At 66.4% G+C, this 20,050-nt stretch carries 19 protein-coding genes and 1 pseudogene; 3 read left to right on the top strand and 17 right to left on the bottom strand.

The genetic code is table 11. The annotated features are described in order from the left end of the window. Window positions 1-9: 9 nt before the first annotated feature. A complete protein-coding gene (gene pgi, locus D9M09_RS20245; protein ID WP_070222459.1) occupies window positions 10-1,674 on the bottom strand; it encodes a glucose-6-phosphate isomerase in 1,665 nt (554 codons plus the stop codon). Window positions 1,675-2,011: 337 nt separating this feature from the next. On the opposite strand from pgi, the gene edd reads away from it, so the two are divergent. From edd to D9M09_RS20230, 3 genes are all read left to right on the top strand, one after another. Next, window positions 2,012-3,925 carry a phosphogluconate dehydratase gene (gene edd / locus D9M09_RS20240; RefSeq protein ID WP_121670239.1) on the top strand — a complete coding sequence of 638 codons (1,914 nt, stop codon included), beginning with the start codon at window positions 2,012-2,014 and terminating at the stop codon, window positions 3,923-3,925. A gap of 3 nt (window positions 3,926-3,928) precedes the next feature. Beyond that, on the top strand, window positions 3,929-4,558 hold the full coding sequence (eda, locus tag D9M09_RS20235; RefSeq protein ID WP_099379039.1) for a bifunctional 4-hydroxy-2-oxoglutarate aldolase/2-dehydro-3-deoxy-phosphogluconate aldolase: 630 nt from the start codon (window positions 3,929-3,931) through the stop codon (window positions 4,556-4,558). 62 nt (window positions 4,559-4,620) lie between these two features. Continuing rightward, complete coding sequence (locus tag D9M09_RS20230) at window positions 4,621-5,133, top strand: type IV secretion protein Rhs (protein ID WP_121670238.1); 513 nt, start codon at window positions 4,621-4,623, stop codon at window positions 5,131-5,133. A gap of 8 nt (window positions 5,134-5,141) precedes the next feature. On the opposite strand, the gene D9M09_RS20225 is transcribed toward D9M09_RS20230, so the two are convergent. The 16 genes and pseudogenes from D9M09_RS20225 to D9M09_RS20150 all read right to left on the bottom strand — a co-directional run bounded on the left by D9M09_RS20225 (window position 5,142) and on the right by D9M09_RS20150 (window position 19,979). Then, window positions 5,142-6,176, bottom strand: coding sequence for a LytR C-terminal domain-containing protein (locus tag D9M09_RS20225; RefSeq protein WP_121670237.1), 1,035 nt, complete (start codon window positions 6,174-6,176; stop codon window positions 5,142-5,144). A gap of 13 nt (window positions 6,177-6,189) precedes the next feature. After that, a complete protein-coding gene (locus D9M09_RS20220) occupies window positions 6,190-7,137 on the bottom strand; it encodes a type II secretion system F family protein (RefSeq protein ID WP_099408935.1) in 948 nt (315 codons plus the stop codon). A 19-nt stretch (window positions 7,138-7,156) separates the two neighbouring features. Continuing rightward, window positions 7,157-8,131, bottom strand: a complete 975-nt coding sequence (locus tag D9M09_RS20215; protein ID WP_070222415.1) for a type II secretion system F family protein — start codon at window positions 8,129-8,131, stop codon at window positions 7,157-7,159. 10 nt (window positions 8,132-8,141) lie between these two features. Continuing rightward, the gene (locus D9M09_RS20210) at window positions 8,142-9,509 is read right to left on the bottom strand and encodes a CpaF family protein (protein ID WP_070222417.1); all 1,368 of its coding nucleotides are present in this window, start codon (window positions 9,507-9,509) and stop codon (window positions 8,142-8,144) included. 53 nt (window positions 9,510-9,562) lie between these two features. Then, the gene (locus D9M09_RS20205; protein ID WP_070222419.1) at window positions 9,563-10,714 is read right to left on the bottom strand and encodes an AAA family ATPase; all 1,152 of its coding nucleotides are present in this window, start codon (window positions 10,712-10,714) and stop codon (window positions 9,563-9,565) included. A 36-nt stretch (window positions 10,715-10,750) separates the two neighbouring features. After that, window positions 10,751-11,269, bottom strand: coding sequence for a TadE/TadG family type IV pilus assembly protein (locus D9M09_RS20200; protein WP_121670236.1), 519 nt, complete (start codon window positions 11,267-11,269; stop codon window positions 10,751-10,753). A gap of 10 nt (window positions 11,270-11,279) precedes the next feature. Further along, window positions 11,280-11,747: a TadE/TadG family type IV pilus assembly protein gene (locus tag D9M09_RS20195; protein ID WP_070289154.1), complete on the bottom strand. Its 468-nt coding sequence runs from the start codon at window positions 11,745-11,747 to the stop codon at window positions 11,280-11,282. Between the two features lie 7 nt (window positions 11,748-11,754). Then, complete coding sequence (locus D9M09_RS20190) at window positions 11,755-13,305, bottom strand: TadE/TadG family type IV pilus assembly protein (protein WP_121670235.1); 1,551 nt, start codon at window positions 13,303-13,305, stop codon at window positions 11,755-11,757. Between the two features lie 46 nt (window positions 13,306-13,351). Next, complete coding sequence (locus D9M09_RS20185; RefSeq protein ID WP_070222427.1) at window positions 13,352-13,636, bottom strand: hypothetical protein; 285 nt, start codon at window positions 13,634-13,636, stop codon at window positions 13,352-13,354. Window positions 13,637-13,645: 9 nt separating this feature from the next. Continuing rightward, window positions 13,646-14,988: pseudogene (locus D9M09_RS20180) on the bottom strand (type II and III secretion system protein family protein). 280 nt (window positions 14,989-15,268) lie between these two features. Then, a complete protein-coding gene (gene cpaB, locus D9M09_RS20175; protein ID WP_058049598.1) occupies window positions 15,269-16,117 on the bottom strand; it encodes a Flp pilus assembly protein CpaB in 849 nt (282 codons plus the stop codon). Then, entirely contained in the window at window positions 16,114-17,460 is a 1,347-nt protein-coding gene (locus D9M09_RS20170) for an ATP-binding protein (RefSeq protein ID WP_205602274.1), read from the bottom strand. Before D9M09_RS20170 ends, cpaB begins: the two co-directional genes overlap by 4 nt. A 33-nt stretch (window positions 17,461-17,493) precedes the next feature. After that, entirely contained in the window at window positions 17,494-18,114 is a 621-nt protein-coding gene (locus tag D9M09_RS20165) for a methyltransferase family protein (protein ID WP_070222435.1), read from the bottom strand. A gap of 40 nt (window positions 18,115-18,154) precedes the next feature. Continuing rightward, window positions 18,155-18,742, bottom strand: a complete 588-nt coding sequence (locus D9M09_RS20160) for an A24 family peptidase (protein ID WP_205602273.1) — start codon at window positions 18,740-18,742, stop codon at window positions 18,155-18,157. Further along, on the bottom strand, window positions 18,739-19,809 hold the full coding sequence (locus D9M09_RS20155) for a phosphatase PAP2 family protein (RefSeq protein WP_121670234.1): 1,071 nt from the start codon (window positions 19,807-19,809) through the stop codon (window positions 18,739-18,741). Before D9M09_RS20155 ends, D9M09_RS20160 begins: the two co-directional genes overlap by 4 nt. Further along, window positions 19,806-19,979, bottom strand: coding sequence for a Flp family type IVb pilin (locus tag D9M09_RS20150; RefSeq protein ID WP_071654391.1), 174 nt, complete (start codon window positions 19,977-19,979; stop codon window positions 19,806-19,808). The genes D9M09_RS20155 and D9M09_RS20150 overlap by 4 nt, the downstream gene beginning before the upstream one ends. Window positions 19,980-20,050: the final 71 nt, after the last annotated feature.

Below are 20,050 nucleotides of genomic sequence, written 5' to 3'. Positions count from 1 at the left end.
TCAATTAAGTTAATACGCCGCCTTGGCGGCTTTCGCCAGGGCAATCAAGCCATTGGTCGAGCTGTCGTGGTGGTCGGGACGGGCTTCGCCCGTCAGTTCGGCCTGGATTTTCTTGGCCAGCACCTTGCCCAGTTCCACCCCCCACTGGTCGAAACTGTTGACGTTCCACAAGACGCCCTGCACGAAGGTCTTGTGTTCGTACAAGGCGATCAGGGCGCCCAGGGTGGTCGGGGTCAGTTGGTCCATCAAAATGGTGTTGCTGGGGCGGTTGCCGGGGAAAGTCTTGTGCGGCACCAGCGCTTCGATTTCGCTTTCCGGCAAGCCCTGCGCCTGCAGGTCAAGGCGCACTTCCTCGGCCGTCTTGCCTGTCATGAAGGCTTCCGACTGGGCGAAGCAGTTCGCCAGCAGGGCATCGTGGTGGCCCGGCAAATCGTGCGTGGCGCGCAGGGCGGCGATGAAGTCGATGGGGGTGATGTCCGTGCCCTGGTGCAGCAGCTGAAAATACGCGTGCTGGGCATTCGTGCCGCAATCGCCCCAGATGACGGGGCCGGTCGGCACATCGACGGGTACGCCATCCTTGGTGACGCGCTTGCCGTTGCTTTCCATGTCCAGCTGTTGCAGGTAGGCGGCGAAGCGGCTCAGGTCCTGGTGATACGGTGCGATGGAAACGGAGCCGCAATCGAGGAACTGACGGTTCCAGAAGCCGACCATGGCCAGCACGACGGGCATGTTGTCTTCGAGGGGCGCCTGGCGGAAATGCTGATCCATCGCATGCGCACCGGCGAGGAAATCGCTGAAATATTCAAAACCGACGGACAGGGCCACGGCCAGGCCGATCGAGGACCAGACGGAATAACGGCCGCCGACCCAGTCCCAGAACGGGAACATATTGTCCGGCGAAATGCCGAAGTCGACGATGGCTTGCGTGTTGGTCGAGACAGCCACGAAGTGTTGCGCCAGATCCTTTTCTTCGCCTTCGAGCAGGAACCAGGCGCGCGCCGTGTTGGCGTTGAGCATGGTTTCAGCGGTAACAAAGGTTTTCGAGGCAACAATGAACAGGGTGGTTTCCGGATCGACTTTCGACAGGGTCGCTTCCATGTCGTGACCGTCGACGTTGGAAACAAAGTGCATTTCCAGCCCCGGGTTGGCATACGAGCGCAGCGCCAGGCACGCCATTTTCGGGCCCAGGTCCGAGCCGCCGATGCCGATATTAACGATGTCGCAAATCGGTTTGCCTGTGTAGCCGAGCCAGCTGCCATTGCGGACCTTGTCCGTAAATGCCTTGACGCGCTGCAGTACATCTTGCACGTCAGCATCGATATCCTGTCCATCGACCATCAGCCTGGTGCCGCGCGGCGCGCGCAAGGCGGTATGCAGAACGGCCCGATGTTCGGTAAGATTGATTTTCTCGCCGGTGAACATGGCTTCGCGCTGCGCTTCCACGCCGCGCTCGCGGGCCAGGTCCATCAGCAGCGCCATGGCGGTGGCGTCGACCCGGTTCTTCGAGTAATCGAGCAGCAGGCCGGCCGCATCGACCGTCATCGTCGAGAAACGTGCGGGGTCGGCGGCGAACAGCTGGCGCAGATGCACTTCGCGCAGGCTGGCGCTATGCGCTTGCAGGGACTGGAAACTGGCGGTGGCGGTGATGGCAGGAGTAGGTGCTGGCTGGCGCATGGCGGTCGGCTTGGGTGCTTGTCTCGGTTGAAAGGAGCGCGGCGCGTTCGTGGTGGCGAACAGCGGGTCCGGCATTGGTATGAGAATAATACATCAGAAAAACGTAATTTCACTACAGTTTGTGACGTGAAGCCGATTTTTGTTGTGCTTTTTTTAGCGATTGCACCCGTGCCATATAAGAGCTATGTTGACAGCTGCCGATACGCGATATTTGCCGGGCTTGCCTTGATACGCCGCAATCCGTGGCTTATTTGTGTGGTCGGCCCATGCAAGAGTGCTTCTTCTTCACCGTTTTGTAGTAAAATTTCACGAAATACTCATTTTTAAGGAAATCCATATGGCGCTGCATCCAGTAGTCGAATCCGTAACAGCGCGCATCATCGCGCGCAGCCGGCCATCGCGCGGCGCCTATCTGGCGCATCTGGATGCGGCCCGCATCCAGGGCGTGCAGCGCGGCGCCCTGTCGTGCACCAACCTGGCGCACGGCTTTGCCGCCTTTCCCGCCAACGACAAGCTGTCGCTGAAGGAGTACAAGAAGCCGTCCGTGGCCATCGTGTCCTCGTACAACGACATGCTGTCGGCGCACCAGCCCTTCGAAGGCTTCCCGCAGATCATCAAGCAAGCCGTGCGCGAAGTGGGCGCCGTCGCCCAGTTCGCCGGCGGCGTGCCCGCCATGTGCGATGGCGTGACGCAAGGCCAGCCGGGCATGGAACTGTCGCTGTTTTCGCGCGACACCATCGCCATGTCGACGGCCGTGGCGCTGTCGCACAATATGTTCGACGCGGCCCTGTACCTGGGCGTGTGCGACAAGATCGTGCCGGGCCTCTTGATCGGCGCGCTGCACTTCGGCCACTTGCCGGCCGTCTTCGTGCCGGCCGGTCCGATGACGTCGGGCCTGTCGAACCAGGAAAAAGCCAAGGTGCGCCAGCTGTATGCGCAAGGCAAGGCCACGCGCGAAGACTTGCTTGAAGGCGAGTCGAAAGCCTACCATGGCGCCGGCACCTGTACCTTCTACGGCACGGCGAACAGCAACCAGATGCTGATGGAAGTGATGGGCCTGCATTTGCCGGGCGCCGCCTTCATCACGCCGAACACGCCGCTGCGCGATGCGCTGACCAAGGCCGCCGCCCAGCGCGCGGCCGTCATCACGGCGCAAAGCGGCAGCTACTTGCCAGTCGGCCATATCGTCGACGAGAAATGTATCGTCAACGCCGTCGTGGGCTTGCTGGCCACGGGCGGCTCGACCAATCACACCCTGCACCTGGTGGCGATCGCCAAGGCGGCCGGCATCGTCATCGACTGGAACGATTTCAATGAACTGTCGGCCATCGTGCCGATGCTCACGCGCATCTACCCGAACGGCGACGCCGACGTGAACCATTTTCACGCTGCCGGCGGTACCGGTTATCTGATCCGCGAATTGCTGGACGCGGGCTTGCTGCACGAAGACGTCAACACCATCCTGGGCCACGGCTTGCGCGCGCACTGCATGGAGCCGTTCCTCGGCGAAGACGGCAAGGTCTTCTGGAAAGATGCGCCGGCCGCCAGCGCCGACGAAAACGTGCTGCGCCCGGCCAGCAATCCTTTCGCGCCGGACGGCGGCATGGTCCTGGTGGCGGGCAACCTGGGCCGCGCCGTGATGAAGGTGTCGGCCGTCAAGCCGCAGCACCGCACGGTCGAAGCGCCTGCCCTGGTATTCAATTCGCAGGAAGACTTCATGGCCGCCTACAAGGCCGGCACGCTGGACCGCGATTTCGTCGCCGTGCTGCGCTTCCAGGGGCCGCGCGCCAACGGCATGCCGGAACTGCATGCGCTGACCCCGGCGCTGGCCAACCTGCAGGATGCGGGCCGCCACGTGGCGCTGGTCACCGATGGCCGCATGTCGGGCGCGTCGGGCAAGGTGCCGGCCGCCATCCACGTCTCGCCTGAAATCCTCGCCGGCGGCCCCCTGGGCCTCGTGCGCGACGGCGACATCATCCGCCTCGACGCCTTTACGGGCGTACTGGAGGCGCTGGTGCCGGCCGACGTCTGGCACGCGCGTGCGCTGGTCACGGCCGACCTGTCGCCGAACCACGTCGGCATGGGCCGCGAGCTGTTTTCCATGTTCCGTTCCACCGTCAGCGCGGCGGAAGAGGGTGCCACCACCTTCGGCCTGCCGTCGCCGATTCCCACCACCGTCGCCTTGCACGACGCCGACAATGTCGGCGATACCGTACCGGGTTCCGATGAAGACTTTTTGGCTAGGAAATAAGAGATGACCATGACACTACTGGAAATTATGCGCACCTCGAGCGTGATCCCCGTGATTGCGATCGACGATCCTGAACACGCCGTACCGCTGGCGCGCGCGCTGGTGGCGGGCGGCATCCGCGTGCTGGAAGTGACCCTGCGCACCAAGCACGGCCTGGAAGCGATCCGTGCCATGTCGGCCGTGCCGGGCGCCATCGTCGGCGTGGGCACCCTGACCCGTCCCGAGGAATTCGTGCAGGCACGTGATGCGGGTGCCGTCTTCGGCGTGTCGCCGGGCCTGACGTCGGCCCTGGTGGCGGCGGCGAAAAGCAGCGGCTTGCCATTGCTGCCAGGCGTGATGACGCCAGGCGAAGTGATGGCGGCGCGTGAAAACGGTTTCCAGCAGCTGAAACTGTTCCCGGCCGTGCCGGCGGGCGGCATCGGCATGCTCAACGCGATTTACGGCCCGCTGCCGGACATCACGTTCTGCCCGACGGGCGGCATCTCGCAAGAGACGGCGTCGCAGTTCCTGGCGTGCAAGAACGTCGCCTGCGTGGGCGGCTCGTGGCTGACGCCGAAAGACGCGATCGCGGCCGGCAACTGGGACCGCATCACGGAAATCGCCAAGGCGGCCAGCGGCCTTCGTTCGGTTTAAGCGGTACCGGCGCGGCAGGCTTTACGCTTGCCGCGCTTTCTTCTCTTCTTCTTATGCGAGTCTTGCGCCGCCCCCTCACCATCGGCGAAACCGCCATGGCCCGCAGCGTCTTCCAGGGCGCCGTCGACTACGCGCGCGTGCGCGTCGTGCGCGGCTCCTTTCTACCGTTCGGCCTGCAGGACCAGAACACGGCGATGACGCCGCGCGGCAGCCTGCACTTCATGCCGGCCCAGTACCGCGACGATTTTTCCCGCGAAGGCAACAGCGGCAAGCTGTTCTTCATCCACGAGATGGTGCACGTGTGGCAGTACCAGCTCGGCTACGGCGTGCTGCTGCATGGCGTGCTGCTGGCGCTGCGCGGCGGCTACATCGGGCAACGGGCCTACCGCTACGATGCGCAGGCGGGCGGCGTCCTGTCCGACTTCAACATGGAGCAGCAGGGCGACATCATCGCCCACTACTTCGGCGCGCGCCAGCTGGGCATTCCCGCCTACGTGGCGAAACTGCCGCAGCTGCAGGATATCCTGCAGGGCTTCCTGATCAACCCCGCCGACCGCCGCCTGCTGCCGCGCTGATGCCTGCGTCACGGTGTCGCGTTCGATGCCAGGCGCACGTCCGGCGCGCGCAGGCTGGCCGCCGCATCCTTGCCCAGCAATAAACGCAGGTCGGCGCCCGCGCCGATGCCGCTGTCGCCGGCCGCTTGCAGCTGCGGCATGCCGCCCAAGGCCAGGGCCAGGGCGGCCGCTGCCTCGGCGTGCCCGGGACGGTAGACGATGCTGCTGGCCTGGATGCCGTAAGGCCGCTGGTTGCCCAGCCGCAGCACGCTGATGCCCATGCCGCCCAGCATGCCGCGCATGCGCGCCGCCATCCCCGTTTCTCCATTGCCGTTGATGACTTCCAGCCGTGGCAGCGGCGCCGCCTGCTTCGCCAGGGCGGGCACGTCGGCCGGCGCGGCGCGTGGCGCCACGGGCGTGTCGCGCCAGCTCAGCGTGAAGATATTCGGCTGCGACTGCGTCAGCTGCAGGCGGCTGGCCGGTGCCGCCGGCTTGGGCGCCGGCGCCAGATCGGGCGCGACGGCGTCCGCGGTGGCATCGGCCGCATCGACCGTCGCTATGCTGCGCGCCAGCGCCGCGATGGTGAGATCCAGGTTGGCGCGCGCCGGCTGCTGGCCATTGTCGAGCTGCAGCGACTGGCGCAGCACGCTGGCCGCCTGGGCGTAATCGCCCTGCAGGTACAGCACGTAGCCGAGGTTGTTGTAGGTCCGGGCCGTCGGCGCTTCTTGCGCCAGCGCCTGCAGCATGGTGCGCGCCGTGTCCAGCTGGCCCAGCTGCGCGTGCAGCACGGCGGCGCCATTGCGTGCATCGGCCGAGTCGGGCTCAAGCAGCAGCGCTTCGCGGTAGGCGGCCATCGCCGCGCGCGGATCGCCCAGTTCCTGCATGCGCTTGCCCAGCTTGCAGAACGCGGCGCTGCGGGCGGCGGGGCTGTCAATGCTGCGCGCCTGGGGCGGGGCGGCGTGATTGGCCTGGCTGTGCTGGCTGGCGGGACCGGGCAGGTGGCCGCAGGCGGGCAGCAGGCCGGCGCAGGCGAGCATGAGCATCAGGGTGGTGTGCTGTGACATGGCGGTTCTCCGGTCAGCTGCCGCTGCCCATGCTGGGCAGGAGCACGCGGTAAATTTGCAGGAAGGCTGGCCCCATCAGGACGACCAGCAGCGAAGGGAAGATGAAAAAGATCAGCGGGAACAGCAGCTTGAGGGCGATCTTCGCCGCTTCTTCCTCGGCCATCTGGCGGCGCTTGGTGCGCAGCTGGTCCGACTGCACGCGCAGCGACGCGGCGATGCTGGTGCCGAAGCGCTCGGCCTGGATCAGCATGGCCACCAGCGCGTCGACATCCTCGACGCCCGTGCGCAGGGCCAGGTTGCGCAGCGCCCGCTCCTTGGTGTTGCCGGCGCGCAGTTCCAGCATCACCAGATGCAATTCCTCGGCCAGCACGGCGCTTTTCAGGGCGATCTCGGCCGCCACCCGGGCCAGCGCCGCATCCATGGCCAGGCCTGCTTCCACGCACACCGTCATCAGGTCCAGCGCATCGGGAAAGCTTTCGAAGATATCGCGCTGGCGCCGCTTGATCATTTGTGCCAGCACGATATTGGGCAGGTAGTAGCCGATGGCGGCCACGATGAGCAGCCAGAACAGCAGCGCCTTGCCCGCCACCTGGCTGCCCGAGGCGCTCAGTCCCAGGAACAGCAGCAGGGGCAGGCCGATGGCCAGCATGGTCTTGGCGGAAAAGAACAGGATGGGCGCCGACGCCTGGCGCAGGCCGGCATTCATGAAGCGCCGGCGCATCACCGAGCCTTCCCAGCCCTGGTCGGGCAGCGACAGTTTGGCCAGGGGGCCGCTCAGGCGCACCATGCGCGCCAGCCAGGGGCTGGGCGCCGATGCGCCGGGCGCCGCCGCGCTCTTGCCGGTGGCGTTGTCCATGCGCTGGCGCAAGGGATCGGGCGCAAAGCTGCGCATGGCCACCAGCACGGTGCCGAAGACGGCAATGAAGAGCAGGGCGAGAAAGGCGATATGCACGGGATTCATGAGGGTTCTCCTTGCGGGCTCAGACGCGGATGCGGATGATATTGCGCATGACCAGGATGCCGCACACCATCATCACCAGGGCGCCGGCGAGCATCTTGCGTCCGCCCGGGTCGACGAACAGCATTTCCAGGAACTGCGGATTGGTCAGGTGGATCATGGCCGCCGCACCGAAGGGCAGCAGCGACAGGATCCAGGCCGACAGCTTGCCTTCGGCCGACAGCACGCGCACCTGTCCCAGCAGCTTGATGCGCTCGCGGATGATGCGGCTGATGCTGTCGAGCAGTTCGGCCAGGTTGCCGCCCGTTTCGCGCTGGATCAGCACGGCGATGACGAAGTAGCGCAAGTCCGTGCTGGGCACGCGCGTGGCCAGGTTCATCAGGGCGTCCTGCATGGCGATGCCGAAATTGACTTCGTCGAAGGTGGCGCGAAATTCCACGGCCAGCGGCGCGTTCATTTCATCGCCGACCATTTTCAGGGCCGTGGGGAAGGCATGGCCGGCGCGCAGGGCGCGCGCCATCAGATCCAGCGCATCGGGCAGTTGCTGCTCGATGCGCTGCAGGCGCTTGGCCTTGGCGCGCAAGACCACCAGCAGCGGCAGCAGGGCCGCGCCCGCCACCAGCGGCAGGAGCAGCAGCCACGGCACACTGAGGTAGATGAGCAGCAAAAATGCGGCGCCGGCCGAGGCCAGCATCACGCCGGCGAAGCTTGCCACGCTCCAGCTCAGGCCCGACTGCTCCAGCAGGCGGTCGAGCGCATGCACGCGGGGCACGCTGAGCAGCACGCGCTGCAGGGCCGGGGTGTCGCTCAGCAGGCGCTTCTTGATCATCGAACTGCCCGTGTCGCCATGCGCGCCGGCCGACATGATGCGCAGGCGGCGCGCGACCCTTTCCGCTTCCGGGCCGCGCGAGGTGTTCCATGCCAGGTACACGCCCTCGATCAGCAGTACCACGGCGATGAAGGTGAGGATGGCGAATACGTAATAGAGATAGTCCATGATGCTCCCCTTAATGGTACTGGCGGGCGGGATCGAACAGGGTTTCCGGCAGGCTGATGCCGAAGGCGCGCAGGCGTTCCAGGAAGCGCGGCCGCACGCCGCTGGCATGGAAATGCCCCTGCACCGTGCCGTCCTCGCCGATGCCCGTCTGGCGGAAGGTGAAGATTTCCTGCATGGTGATCATCTCGCCCTCCATGCCTGTGATTTCCTGGATCGACGTGACCTTGCGCTTGCCGTCCGTCAGGCGCGACACCTGCACCACCACGCTGATGGCCGAACTGATCTGCTGGCGCATGGCTTTCACGGGCAGGGCCGCGGAAGCCATGCTGATCATGTTTTCCAGCCGCGTCAGCGCGTCGCGCGGGGTGTTCGCGTGGATGGTGGCCATCGAGCCTTCATGGCCCGTGTTCATGGCGCCCAGCATGTCGAGCGCCTCGGCGCCGCGCACCTCGCCCAGGATGATGCGGTCGGGGCGCATGCGCAGTGCGTTGCGCACCAGCGCCCTTTGCGTTACCTCGCCCTTGCCCTCGATGTTCGCGGGCCGCGTTTCCAGGCGTACCACGTGCGGCTGCTGCATCTGCAGTTCGGCCGCGTCCTCGATGGTGACGATGCGTTCGGCCGTGCTGATGAAACCGGAAATCGCATTGAGCATGGTGGTCTTGCCGCTGCCCGTGCCGCCCGAGATCAGGATGTTGACCTTGGCCTTGCCCAGCGCCTGCAGGGTGGTGCTCATTTCCTCCGTCAGGCTGTGCTTGAGCAGCAGGTCGGCCAGGCGCAACGGCTGGGCCGAGAAGCGCCGGATCGACATCACGGGGCCGTCGATGGCCAGCGGCGGGATGATGGCGTTCACGCGCGAACCGTCGGGCAGGCGCGCATCGACCATGGGGCTCGATTCATCGATGCGCCGGCCCACGCGCGAGACGATCTTGTCGATGATCTTCATCAGGTGGGCGTCGTCGGTGAAGCAGACGTCGCTCAGCTCCAGGCGGCCATGGCGCTCGACATACACCTGCCGATAGGTGTTGACGAGGATGTCGGACACGCCGGGATCGGCCAGCAGCGGTTCGAGCGGGCCGAAGCCGAGCACCTCGTCCTGGATGTCGCGGATCAGCGAGCGCCGTTCCAGCTCGTTGATCACCACATTGTCTTCCGTGAGCACGTCGCTGACGAGGATTTTCAGCTCTTCGCGGATCTGCTCGCGCGACAGGCGCTGCATGCCCTCCAGGTCGACGCGGTCGAGCAGCGCCTGGTGGGTGCGGTGCTTGAGCTGCTGGTAGCTGTGGCTCGCTGCGCCCTGGTGCGCGGCATCGTCATTCAGGCTGGCGTCATCCTGGGCATAGCCCAGGCGGTCCCGCAGGGTGAGTTTTTCGGCAGTCATGGTCGGTCTCCGGTGAGTGGGGCGGTATCAGGCTCGAGGATCAGGCTGGAGCCTCAGGCGCGCGCGAGCAGCCGCGAAACCCAGCTTTGCGCGGCGGGCGGGGTTTCGCCTGCCAGGCTGGCGGCCAGTTCCTGCAGGGCGCGCGAGACGGCGTTGTGCGGCGTCAGCTTGAGGATGGGCACGCCCTGGCTGACGGAGGCCGCCACCGCTTCATAGTGGTTGGGGATGGATTTGTAGACGTGCTTGCCATACGCCGCTTCCAGGTCGGCCACGCGGATGCTGTCGCTGCTGGCATAGCGGTTCAGGATCAGGCGGACCTTGTCTTCGCGGTAGCCGAGGCCGCGGAACACGTCGAGCAGGCGCTTGCCGTCGCGCACATACGGCAAGGTTGCCTGCAGCACGGGGAAGATCAGGTCGGCCCGGTCCAGCGCGCGCACGCTGACGGGGTCGAGTCCGCGTCCCACGTCGAGCAGGATGTAGTCGTACTGGCTGCGCGCCAGGGTCAGCAGCCGGTCGATATGATCGGCCTCGACGTCGGCCGCATGGGCCGGGTCGTCGGCGGCGGCCAGCACGCTGTAGGCGGGCGTGATCTGGATCATGCTGGCGCTGAGCAGCGACGCATCGAGGCGCACGATCTGCTGCGACAGCTGCGACAGGGTGGTGGCCGGCTTGTGGTCCGAGACGAACAGGGCGGCGTCGCCGAACTGCAGGTTCAGGTCGAACAGCGCCACCTTGCGCTGTTCGCCGGCGGCCAGCGCGTAGCCGAGGTTGGCGGCGATGAAGGTGGCGCCGCTGCCGCCCTTGCACGAGACGAAGGCCAGCACCTGGCCCTTGCGCGTGACCTGTTTCTGCAGCTTGTCCTCGATGCGGCGCAAGGCGGCGCACAGGGCCGCGTCGTCGTCGGGCTGCAGCACTTCGCGCACGCCGGCGCGCATCGAGCGCAGCAGGAATTGCGGACTTTGCTGCGGACATTGCACGATGATGGCCAGGTTCGGATGGCGCCCGCCCAGCAGTTCGAGCCGTTCCAGCTCCGCCTCGCCCGTCTGCTCCTGCTCCAGCAGCAGCAAGTCCGGCGTGACGCCGTTGTCGAACACATCCGGTATGCTCGCCAGCAGCGAGACGCGGTCGGCCGCGCTGCGTTCGCGCAGCAAACGGGTCAGCCGCTTGAGCTGGGCTTCATTCTTCGAGACGATGACGATATTCACTTGGTACTCCCCGGTAAAGGCATTCGGTAAAGGCGTTCAGTTGATCTGGAAGCCCAGGCTTTCGGCGTGCATGACCACCACCGAGGCTGGCACGGCGATATTCAGAAAGCCGAACAGGCTGACCATCGGCGTGTAGCTGACGTTGTCGATCGATACGCGCACGCTGTCGATGCAGCTGGCCGTGCGCGTGATGTCGCCGCAGGCCGACAGGTTGTCGCCCGGGTCAGTCGGCGGCAAGGTCACTTCGGCGCCGCTCTTGTTCAGGTAGCGGATGGTGATGTTGGCAGCCGTCAGTTCGGGCGCGGCCGGCAGGGCCGTGCCGCCGAACAGGGCCAGGGTCTTGACGGCGTCGGTCTGGTCGATCCAGCGCACCACCGCTTCGCGCGCGGCGCGGCGGCTCACTTCCTGCACCGTGTTGTACAGGTACAGCATGCGGCCGAATTCCAGGATGCCGAACAGCAGGGTGAAAAACAGCAGCGACACCAGGGCGAATTCGACGGCGGCGGCGCCGCGCTGGAGCCCGGCTGGAGGAGACGATGAAAGGCGGTGGCGCATGGCGTTCTCCTTACAGCATGTAGCGCATGGTGGTGCGCGGTGCGAGCGGCGTGGCATAGGTGCTGGCTGCGCCGATCACGAAGGGCAGGTACTGGCCCACCGACAGCGTGTAGTTGACGACTTCGACGCGGATGCCGCCCGGCGCCGTGCCGTCGGTGCAACTGCTGTCGTTGAATGCCGCGTCCAGGCAGGTGACCGTCACGTTGGCCGTGGTGAAGTCGCTGATGCCGGCGCTGACGGCCGCATCGGCCACCGTCTGTCTGGCCGCCGGCACGCCCTGCGAGGCGATGCCGGCCTTGGCCTTGACGGACATGTTGCGCGCCGCGTCGCGCGTGGCCTTGTTCAGCGCGTCGTAGTACCAGAAAGCGCGGCCGAAGCCGAAGATGCCGGCCAGCAGGGTGATCAGCAGTGCCAGCACGATGCCGAATTCGACGGCGGCGCCGCCGCGCTGGCTGAGAGGGGAAAGGTGGATGCGCATGGCCGCCTCACTTGTAGAGTTTGATTTCGGAATTCGGCACGGGCTCGATCAGGCCCGCGAACTCGACGTCGAGGCGCTTGGTGCCGCCGCTGAAATCGGCTTTCATCGTCATGAAGAATTTGCCGATACCGACCGCGTTCATGGTGCCGCACGAAGCCGGCCCGACGGGCGCCGTGCGGCAGTCGACCAGCACCACGTTGAGGATGCGGCGGTTGCGCTGGCCCGGATGGGCCACCGATGGCGCCTGGAACGTGGGGCCGCTGGTCTGGTTGTATGGCGCAGGCGGCGTACTGGCAGGAAAGCCGGCGCCGGCGCTGACGGGGTAGCTGGCCGTGTCGAAGTAATTCGCCTTGGCCGTGCTGTACATGGGGTTGGCGTTGCCGTCCGCGACGCTGTAGGCCGTGCCGGCCTTGGCCGGGGTGGCGCCATTGCTTTGGTAGGCGGGGCCGTAGGACCACAGCACGCCGTAGCCGGCGAACTGCGCGAACGTGGCCGACGGTGCCGGGACGGGACCGGCTGACGGCAGCTGGTAATTCGGTTTGTTGCCGGCCAGGCTGACCGGCTGCTGGCTGGGCAAGGTGCTGGCGCCCGGCTGCATCCAGCCGGTGGGCGGCGAGTTGGCGGCAGCGGCGGCGCAGGGCGACGCGGCGCCCACGCACGGATATTCCTTGATGTTGGTGTCGGGCGGCGCCGTCGCGGGGTCGCACACGGATGGCCCGCCGTAGTCGTCGAAGCGCGAATTGAGCGAGGCGGCCAGCGAAGCCGTCAGCCCCGTGTTCGTGTAGACCTGGCCCGTGCCGCTGGTGATGACGGCGCTGCTGCCCGTGCACATGAATGGCGCGGTGGAGGCGGCGCTCGCGTGCGAGGCGCTGCAGCTGCCGGGCGGCGCGTCGACGGGGTTGATCAGGTAGGGATCGGACGGCCCGCCCAGCGGATTGAGGCCGAACAGGTTGTAGGTGACGCCGCGGCGAAAGCCGAATTCCACCAGCTCCGTCAGGCCCGTGCCGGCCGGCGCGGCCGGATACGTGTATTGCGCCGTCTTGTTGGCCGGATCGACGGCGCACACGCCGATCGGCGTGACGTCGTTGACGAAGCGCCCCGCCACGGCCACGCCCGAGGTGCTGGTGCTGGCGATGCCGGCGATGCCCATCAGGTAGGTGGCGAAGGTCTTGCTGCCCGTGTCGACGCGGATGAAGGTCTGGCCCTGCGGGCTGGTGCGGGCGCTGGCGCCGGACGACCAGGGACCGTCCGGGCTGGGGCCGAAGCTGATGTTGGCGGCCGTGATGGTCAGCGCGGTGGAAAAATCGTAGCGGTTCTTTTGCGCGATGGCGATGGCCTTCGTCTGCGCGTTGTCGATGCCGGCGGCGCTTTGATTGAGTTCCACGGCGCCCGCCAGGGCGGCGCTGTCGGCGCCGTTCTGCAGTTCCGTCTTGGCGATGTACAGGTGGCCCAGGTCCAGCACCAGGCCGCCCATGGCGAACAGCACCACCAGGGTCAGCCCCAGCACGATGGCGATCGCGCCCTGCTGCTTGTCGTGCCTGCGAAATGCGGTCTTCATGGCTGTCTCCTGGTGGCCTGGGGGGAGTGCGTCGCGAAACTGGCGCCTACTGGCGTCCGCCCACGCCGATGGTGAAGACATTCGGCTGCGGTTCCGGCGCGGCGAACGATTTCTGGTAGCGCTGGTAGGCGCTCGCGCCGGCCTTGCCGTCGATGCCGCTGACGGGGTCCATGTTGCGGTAGGCGTCCGGATACATGATCTGCTGCGCCTTGAGCAGGGCCACCGATTCGCCGAAGTGCGAATCGAGCACGGGCGTGGTGGTGGCGGCGCAGCCGGCTAACAGCAATAGCGACAGCAGGGTGGCGCAAGGCAGGCAATGTGCGGTTTTCATGGTGTTCTCCTATTTGAGGTCGAAGCCGGCGGCGGACTGGGGCGCGGCCGCTTGCGGCTGCATGGGCGCTGCCGGCGCTGCGGGGGCGGCAGCAGGAGTGGGCGCGCTGCCTTCCATTTTTCCCTGCATGAACATGTCGCCGCGCGTCGGCTGGATGTAGCCGTCGGTGGGCAGCTTGTAGTCGGCTGGCAGCGGCTTGACCAGGTGCGGCGTGATGATGAAGACCAGTTCCGAACGGTCCGTCTGGAAGTCCGTGCTGCGGAACAGGGCGCCCAGCACGGGCACTTCGCCCAGGCCTGGCAGGGCCTTGATATTGCTGGTCACGTTGTTCTTGATCAGGCCGCCGATGGCGAAGCTCTGGCCGTCGAACAGCTGCACCGTGGTGGTGGCGCGCCGCGTCGTGAACGAGGGCAGGATGGCCGTGGCCGAGATGCCGGTGGCGGTGATGCCGATGCCGTCCTTGTTCAGGTCCGACACTTCCGGCGCCACCTTCAGGTTGATGCGCCCCCATCGAGCACGGTGGGCGTGAATTTCACGGCCACGCCGAATTCCTTCTCTTCCAGGGTGATGGTGGGCACGCCGTTATTGTTGCTCTGGCTGACGGGGATGAAGATTTTGCCGCCGGCCAGGAAGCTGGCCTCCTGGCCGCTGATGGCCATGATGTTCGGTTCGGCCAGCACCTTGATCAGACCATCGCGTTTTTGCGCGTCGAGGTTGAAGAAGTTGTTCTTGCTGGCGCCGCTCAAGCCGCTGGGATTGTTGCTGAGAAGGCTGGACAGCAGCGAATACGACCAGCTGCCGATGGTCTTGTTGATGCCCAGACTGGCGCCCAGCTGGTCGACCAGCACCTTCGACACTTCGGCCACCTTCACTTCCAGCATCACCTGCTGCGGCGCGGCGATCGACAGCAGGTTGATCACGCGCGGTGCGGCCGCATCGGGCGTGGCGGCGGGAGCGGCAGCGGCGGCGCCCGCGCCTGCGGCTGGCGCGGCGCCGGAGCTGGCCGCGCCGCTGCGGGCGCTGCGCTGTACATAGGCGTTGGCCAGCGACAGGGCCTGGTCGGCCTTGACGACGTCGCTGACCATGCCCGACAGGATCAGGGTGTCGCCCGCCACCGTGACGTGGATTTTTTCGTTCGGCAGCAGTTCGGCCATGCGTGCCTGCAGGCTGCTGCTGTCGATGCCGACGGCCAGGTCGATGATGGTGGCGTCATTGCTCTTGTTCCACAGGATCAGGTTGGTGGTGCCGACGGAACGCCCCAGCAGGTACACCTCGTTGGGATTGAGCAGGATGACGTCGGCGATGCGCGGGTCGCCGACGGACATGCGGCTGGCGGCGAACGGCAGGCGCATCAGGGTCGACTTGCCTTCGGCCAGGCTCATTTGCGGCGCCATCTCGGTGCGGCCGGCGCGCGATTCGCTTTGCGGCGGCGTGGCCCTGGGCCGGGCGGCGGCCCGGCTGCTCCTGGCGGCGCCCGTGTCGGTGCCGGCGGCGGTGGCGGCAGCGGCGACGGGTTCGCCGCGTGCCTGGGGCGCCAGGGCGCCGATCATGGCGAGGGCAAGCGCCAGGCTCAGTACCCGGCTTCCGCTTGCTGTGCAATATGTGCTCATGGCGTGACTCCTCTGGTGCAGGTTAGAATTGTTGGGAGCTGCGTTCCAGCCCCTTGATGACATCGACGCGTGGACCGGCCTGAGGCGCGGGTGCGGCGGCGGGACGGCGGCGTGGCAGCGGCTTGGCTTGCACCATGGCGGCGGGGGCGGCCATGGCGACCTTTTCATCGAGCAAGCTGGACTTGGTGGCGCCTTCCGTGTTGACGGGCTTGTCCTCGATCTGGTTGCGCAGCACCAGCGACAGGGTGCCCACGCTGCGCGCCAGGTCGAGTTTTTCAGCCTGGTCCGGCGTCAGCTCCAGGGTCACGGCGTTGACCACCTTGGGCTTGGTGTCGTCGCGGCTCGATTCCTGGGCGATGGCCAGCACGAGGATGCGTTCGAGCACGATCTTGGAAATGTTCGGATCGCGGTCCGGCGTCTTGCGGGCCCCTTCGCCCTGGGTGTTGACGAGGATGTCGACGAAGTTGCCGGGCAGGGCGAAGCCGGCCACGCCCACCACGTCGTTGACGCGCACGGTCATGGCGCGCTTGCCCTCGGCGACGACGGCCGACAGGCCCCCTTGCGTGCCGGGAGGCGCCAGCTTGCCTTCCATGATCGGTTCGCCGTGCTGGATGCTGGTGCGCGTGACGCGCGTTTCCAGCAGTTTCGGATCGTTGATGGCACCGGGCGGCAGCGCGTTCGATGGCCAGTCGACCATGCGCACCATGTCGGGCGTGAGACGCGCCCCCAGGCTGATGTCGACCTGGGCCACGGCCACCTTGTTGATGTTGCCCGAGGCTTGGGCATTGATCCAGCGCGCGGCCACGATGACCGCGGCGAACGCCAGGATGACCGCAATGGCCATCATCGTCAGAGCGCGTGCGTTTCTCATTTTGCTTCCCCTTTGTGCTGGACCGCTGCCGGTCCGGTGTGTGTGCTTGCGAGGTCGTTATCGCTGCCGAAATAGTTTTGCCATGCCCAGAACAGGACTTCCGGAGACAGTTGCGCCGGGTGGTCTTCATAACGCGCCTGGTCGCAGACCTGCGCGAGGATGTCGCGCGGATAGCAGGCGAGCAAGGGCCGCTTGTAGAGGCTATGCAGGTGCAGCAGGTAGGTGTAGGAGGCTTCGTCGAAATTGATGCCCAGCTGGGCGCAGGTGCTGCGGAACACGGCCAGGTAGTGGTAGGCGCTCAGGGGACCCACATGGATCTTGTAGCCGATGCGGCGCAGGAAGGAATCGTCGGCCAGCTGCTGCGGCGCCAGGTTCGACGAGAACACGACGATGACGTCGAAGGGCACGGGGAATTTGTAGCCCGTGTGCAGCGACAGGTAATCGATGTGGCGCGCCATCGGCACGATCCAGCGGTTCATCAGTTCCACGGGCGAGCAGCGCTGGCGGCCCAGGTCGTCGATGATGAAGATGCCGTTGTTGGCCTTCAGGTGCGGCGGCGCCTGGTACAGGCGGGTGCCCTGGTCGAATTGCAGGTCCAGCATGTCGAGCGTCAGCTCGCCGCCCGTCAGCACGGCGGGGCGTTCGGCGCGCACCCAGCGCGGGTCGGATGGCACGCGGCCTTTGCTTGACAGGGTGTGCAGCATGGGGTCGAGGAAGGGCAGCACTTCGCCGTCGACCATCACGGCATGGGGCAGGGCGATGGCGCCGCTGAGCAAGCCGTTCAGGCGCTCGGCCAGGTAGCTCTTGCCGCTGCCGGCGGGGCCGTGAAAGAACAGGGCGCGTCCGGAATTCATCGCTGCGCCCAGCTGGTCGAGCACGGCCGAACTGGCCACCACGTCGCGAAATTCGCGCTGCACGTCGTCGCGCGTGACATGCATGTCGGCCACGCTTTGCGCCAGCACCTGGTTGCTGTAATCGGCCAGGGTGACGGGGGCGGGACCGCTGTAGGCGTTGCGGCGCATGTATTCGGCGGCGCGCAGGCGGCCCTGGTCGCCCAGCAGGTAATACAGGTCGGCGTCGGTGCCGCTGCCGCCGTTGCGGCGCGCTTCGCACAGCTTTTCGGCGCGCATGAAGGTGAGCAGCGGTTCGAGCACGCCGGCGCCCAGTTTCACGTGCGTCGACAGGGCGGGCAGGCCGATCTGGCCGCGCAGGAAGAGTATCTTGACCAGCAGTTCGACCAGGAACAGGAAGGGCAATCCCGTTTCCTCGACCGTGCGTGGCGCGCGCTTGGCCGCCGGTTCGACGCCGCCGCCGTCGCTGCGTTCTGGATAGGTGTCAGGCATGATGGATACTCCTCTTGTTCGGATGGCCGGATATCAGAAGATGAAGGGCAGCAGGCGGTACTTCACCTGGCGCATGTAGACGCGGTAGCGCACGTCGGCGGACAGGAAACGCTCTTCGCGCAGCAGGCGCATCACCATCATGCCCATCGTCGCGACATAGATGACGGTGTTGGCGGGCGAAGTGTTGGCCAGCAGGTAGCCGCTCAGGGAAATCAGGTAGCTGGCATACAGCGGATGTCGTATCACGCGGTAGACACCGCCCGTCTTGATCTCGCGCTGCGCCGCCACCAGGCCGAAGCTGCGGTTCAGCGACAGCAGGCCGGCGATTTGCAGCAGGCTGCCGACGGCCAGCAGGTAGCGCGCGCCGGGCCAGATGGCCATGTCGGCGGGGGACAGAAGGAAGGGCGCGAAGGTGGCGCCGATGGCCAGCAGCCAGTCGCCCGCATCGGTGGAGACGCTGACGGGGGCCGAACGCACGATGAAGAACAGGGCGGCCAGGGTTTCGGCGGCGCAGAACAGCAGATAGCTCCAGTCGCCGCTGTGCAGGAATCCCACCACGTGGGCGCTGGCAAAGAACGTCCACAGGCAAGCCATGGCGATGCTGGTGAACAGGCTGGCGTGGCGGGAGTGGCAGAGGGTGGCGAGGGTGTCCATGGTCGGGTCCTATGGTGGCTGGTCGTCGGAGCGGCGCGTTTCAGCGCAGGCTCCACAGGTGGGTGTATTGCAGGAAGACCTGCAAGCCGGTGCCGCTGGCAATGGCGAAGGCGTAGGCCAGCTTGCCGGTGGCCGGCGGCGGCTCGGCGATCGTGGCGGCACCGCCGGCCAGGCTGTGCAGCAGCGCGCCCAGCATCATGTGATAGGTGTTTTTCAGCACCTGGCGCAGGCGCTGGCCGGCCAGCGCGGCGGCCAGGGCCAGCACGCCGCCGCACAGGAAGGTCAGCAGGGCCGCTTCGAGCACGGCGTCGGGACCGAGGAAGGCGCCGCACATGGCCATCAGCTTGACGTCGCCGGCGCCCAGGGCGCGCAGCAGATACATGGGCAGCAGCAGGGCCAGTCCGGCGGCGGCGCCGGCCAGCGCCTGCAGCAGTCCCAGGCCGCCGAAGGAGGCGTCGAACAGGCCGCTACCTGGCGGCACGAAGCTGTTCAGGATCAAGCCCGCCAGCGTGCCCCACAACACCAGCCGGTTCGGGATGCGGCGCGTGCGCAGGTCGTGCCACAGGGCGCTGGCGAGCAGGGTGGCCAGCACGGCCAGGCACAGCAGCATGGGCAGGTGGGCGTTCATGACGTCAGTCCTTCCTTGCTCATGCAGGGCGCCGTGGCCATGTGCATGGCCGGTGCCGCGGCCTGGCTGCCCAGCAGCCGTCCCACCAGGCGCCACACCAGCGCCGCGCCGGCCGCACCCACATAGCCGTCGAGCGCATAGTGCCAGCCCAGGTGGATGGAGCCGAGCAGGATCAGCACGGCGAAGGCGGACAGGGCGATCCCTGCGGCGCGGCTGACCTTCCAGCCCATGATGGCCATCAGCACGGCGGTGGCCACATGCATGCTGGGCATGGCGGAGATCCCCAGTTCGCCGTTCGCGCCCTTGCTTTGATAGCCTTGCCACAGCATCTCCTGCACCTGCAGGGCCCAGACGGGAACGTGCTGGTTGGCGTCATGCAGGTAGGCCATCAGCGGCGCATACGGATCGCTGGCGTGCAGGTGGCCGTAGTAGCAGGGACCGACCGAGGCAAACAGCACGGCCAGGATGCTGCCCAGGGCGATCCAGGTCAGCGCAAAGCTGAGCAGGAACTGCATGCGCAGCAGCGGGCGGCGCGTGTCGAGGATCAGCCAGTACAGGATGGCGTAGAACAGGAAGAACCAGAAGTGGTAGCTGAAGTTGAGCAAGCCCGTGACGAGCGGGTGGCCCAGCAGCGGCTGCAGCCTTTCCCATGGGGCCATGCCGCCATGCAGCGCCATGTCCCAGGCGGACAGGGTGGCATCCCAGGTGTAGGGATGCAGGCGCGGAATGGCGCCCTTGAAGACGGTGAAGCTGGAGGCGAAGACGGGAATCAGCAGCATGGCTGGCAGCGCGTGCAGCAGTCGTTCGTTGCTCAGGTAGCGGCGCAGATCGTGGTACAGATAGTGGCACAGGCGGTGCGGGCGTTTCATCACCATGACGTGGATGGTGTAACCGCACAGGATGAAGACGGGACCCGTGAGGATGGCCACGAAGAAGCCGGCCAGCACGTTGAGGATCTCCGATGCGCTGGGCAGGCCGCCGGCCAGCAAGGTCGCGGCGGCGGCGTACAGCAGCACGATCAGCAGCAGGGCGCGGTGGGTGCGCAGCGAGGCGCGCAGGGTGTTCATGACAGGGCCAGGACCACTTGGTCCTTGACGTAGACAAACAGCAGCTTGACCTGGTCGCCCAGCACGGTGATCGTGACCACCAGCACTGCCGCGATCAGGCCCGCCAGCAACGCGTATTCGATCGCTGTAACGGCGGACTCGTCGGATAAACGGCTGAAGAGAGATTTCACGATGGGCCTCGCTAGGCGGTATCAAGGTGGGCGTGCCGGAAATATGGGGAAGCGTAGTCCGGGCTGGCGCT

The organism is Janthinobacterium agaricidamnosum (genome assembly GCF_003667705.1).
Taxonomy (GTDB): Bacteria; Pseudomonadota; Gammaproteobacteria; order Burkholderiales; family Burkholderiaceae_D; genus Janthinobacterium.
The sequence above is the reverse complement of the archived record's forward strand: the minus strand, read 5'-3'. Positions and strand labels throughout refer to the sequence as shown.

Coding starts and splice junctions, on each gene's coding strand:
- D9M09_RS20170 (WP_205602274.1), bottom strand. CDS start 17,460: ATGCCTGACACCTATCCAGAACGCAGCGACGGCGGCGGCGTCGAACCG.
- pgi (WP_070222459.1), bottom strand. CDS start 1,674: ATGCGCCAGCCAGCACCTACTCCTGCCATCACCGCCACCGCCAGTTTC.
- D9M09_RS20220 (WP_099408935.1), bottom strand. CDS start 7,137: ATGAATCCCGTGCATATCGCCTTTCTCGCCCTGCTCTTCATTGCCGTC.
- D9M09_RS20200 (WP_121670236.1), bottom strand. CDS start 11,269: ATGCGCCACCGCCTTTCATCGTCTCCTCCAGCCGGGCTCCAGCGCGGC.
- edd (WP_121670239.1), top strand. CDS start 2,012: ATGGCGCTGCATCCAGTAGTCGAATCCGTAACAGCGCGCATCATCGCG.
- D9M09_RS20155 (WP_121670234.1), bottom strand. CDS start 19,809: ATGAACACCCTGCGCGCCTCGCTGCGCACCCACCGCGCCCTGCTGCTG.
- D9M09_RS20225 (WP_121670237.1), bottom strand. CDS start 6,176: ATGTCACAGCACACCACCCTGATGCTCATGCTCGCCTGCGCCGGCCTG.
- D9M09_RS20215 (WP_070222415.1), bottom strand. CDS start 8,131: ATGGACTATCTCTATTACGTATTCGCCATCCTCACCTTCATCGCCGTG.
- D9M09_RS20190 (WP_121670235.1), bottom strand. CDS start 13,305: ATGAAGACCGCATTTCGCAGGCACGACAAGCAGCAGGGCGCGATCGCC.
- D9M09_RS20195 (WP_070289154.1), bottom strand. CDS start 11,747: ATGCGCATCCACCTTTCCCCTCTCAGCCAGCGCGGCGGCGCCGCCGTC.
- D9M09_RS20165 (WP_070222435.1), bottom strand. CDS start 18,114: ATGGACACCCTCGCCACCCTCTGCCACTCCCGCCACGCCAGCCTGTTC.
- D9M09_RS20160 (WP_205602273.1), bottom strand. CDS start 18,742: ATGAACGCCCACCTGCCCATGCTGCTGTGCCTGGCCGTGCTGGCCACC.
- D9M09_RS20185 (WP_070222427.1), bottom strand. CDS start 13,636: ATGAAAACCGCACATTGCCTGCCTTGCGCCACCCTGCTGTCGCTATTG.
- eda (WP_099379039.1), top strand. CDS start 3,929: ATGACCATGACACTACTGGAAATTATGCGCACCTCGAGCGTGATCCCC.
- cpaB (WP_058049598.1), bottom strand. CDS start 16,117: ATGAGAAACGCACGCGCTCTGACGATGATGGCCATTGCGGTCATCCTG.
- D9M09_RS20210 (WP_070222417.1), bottom strand. CDS start 9,509: ATGACTGCCGAAAAACTCACCCTGCGGGACCGCCTGGGCTATGCCCAG.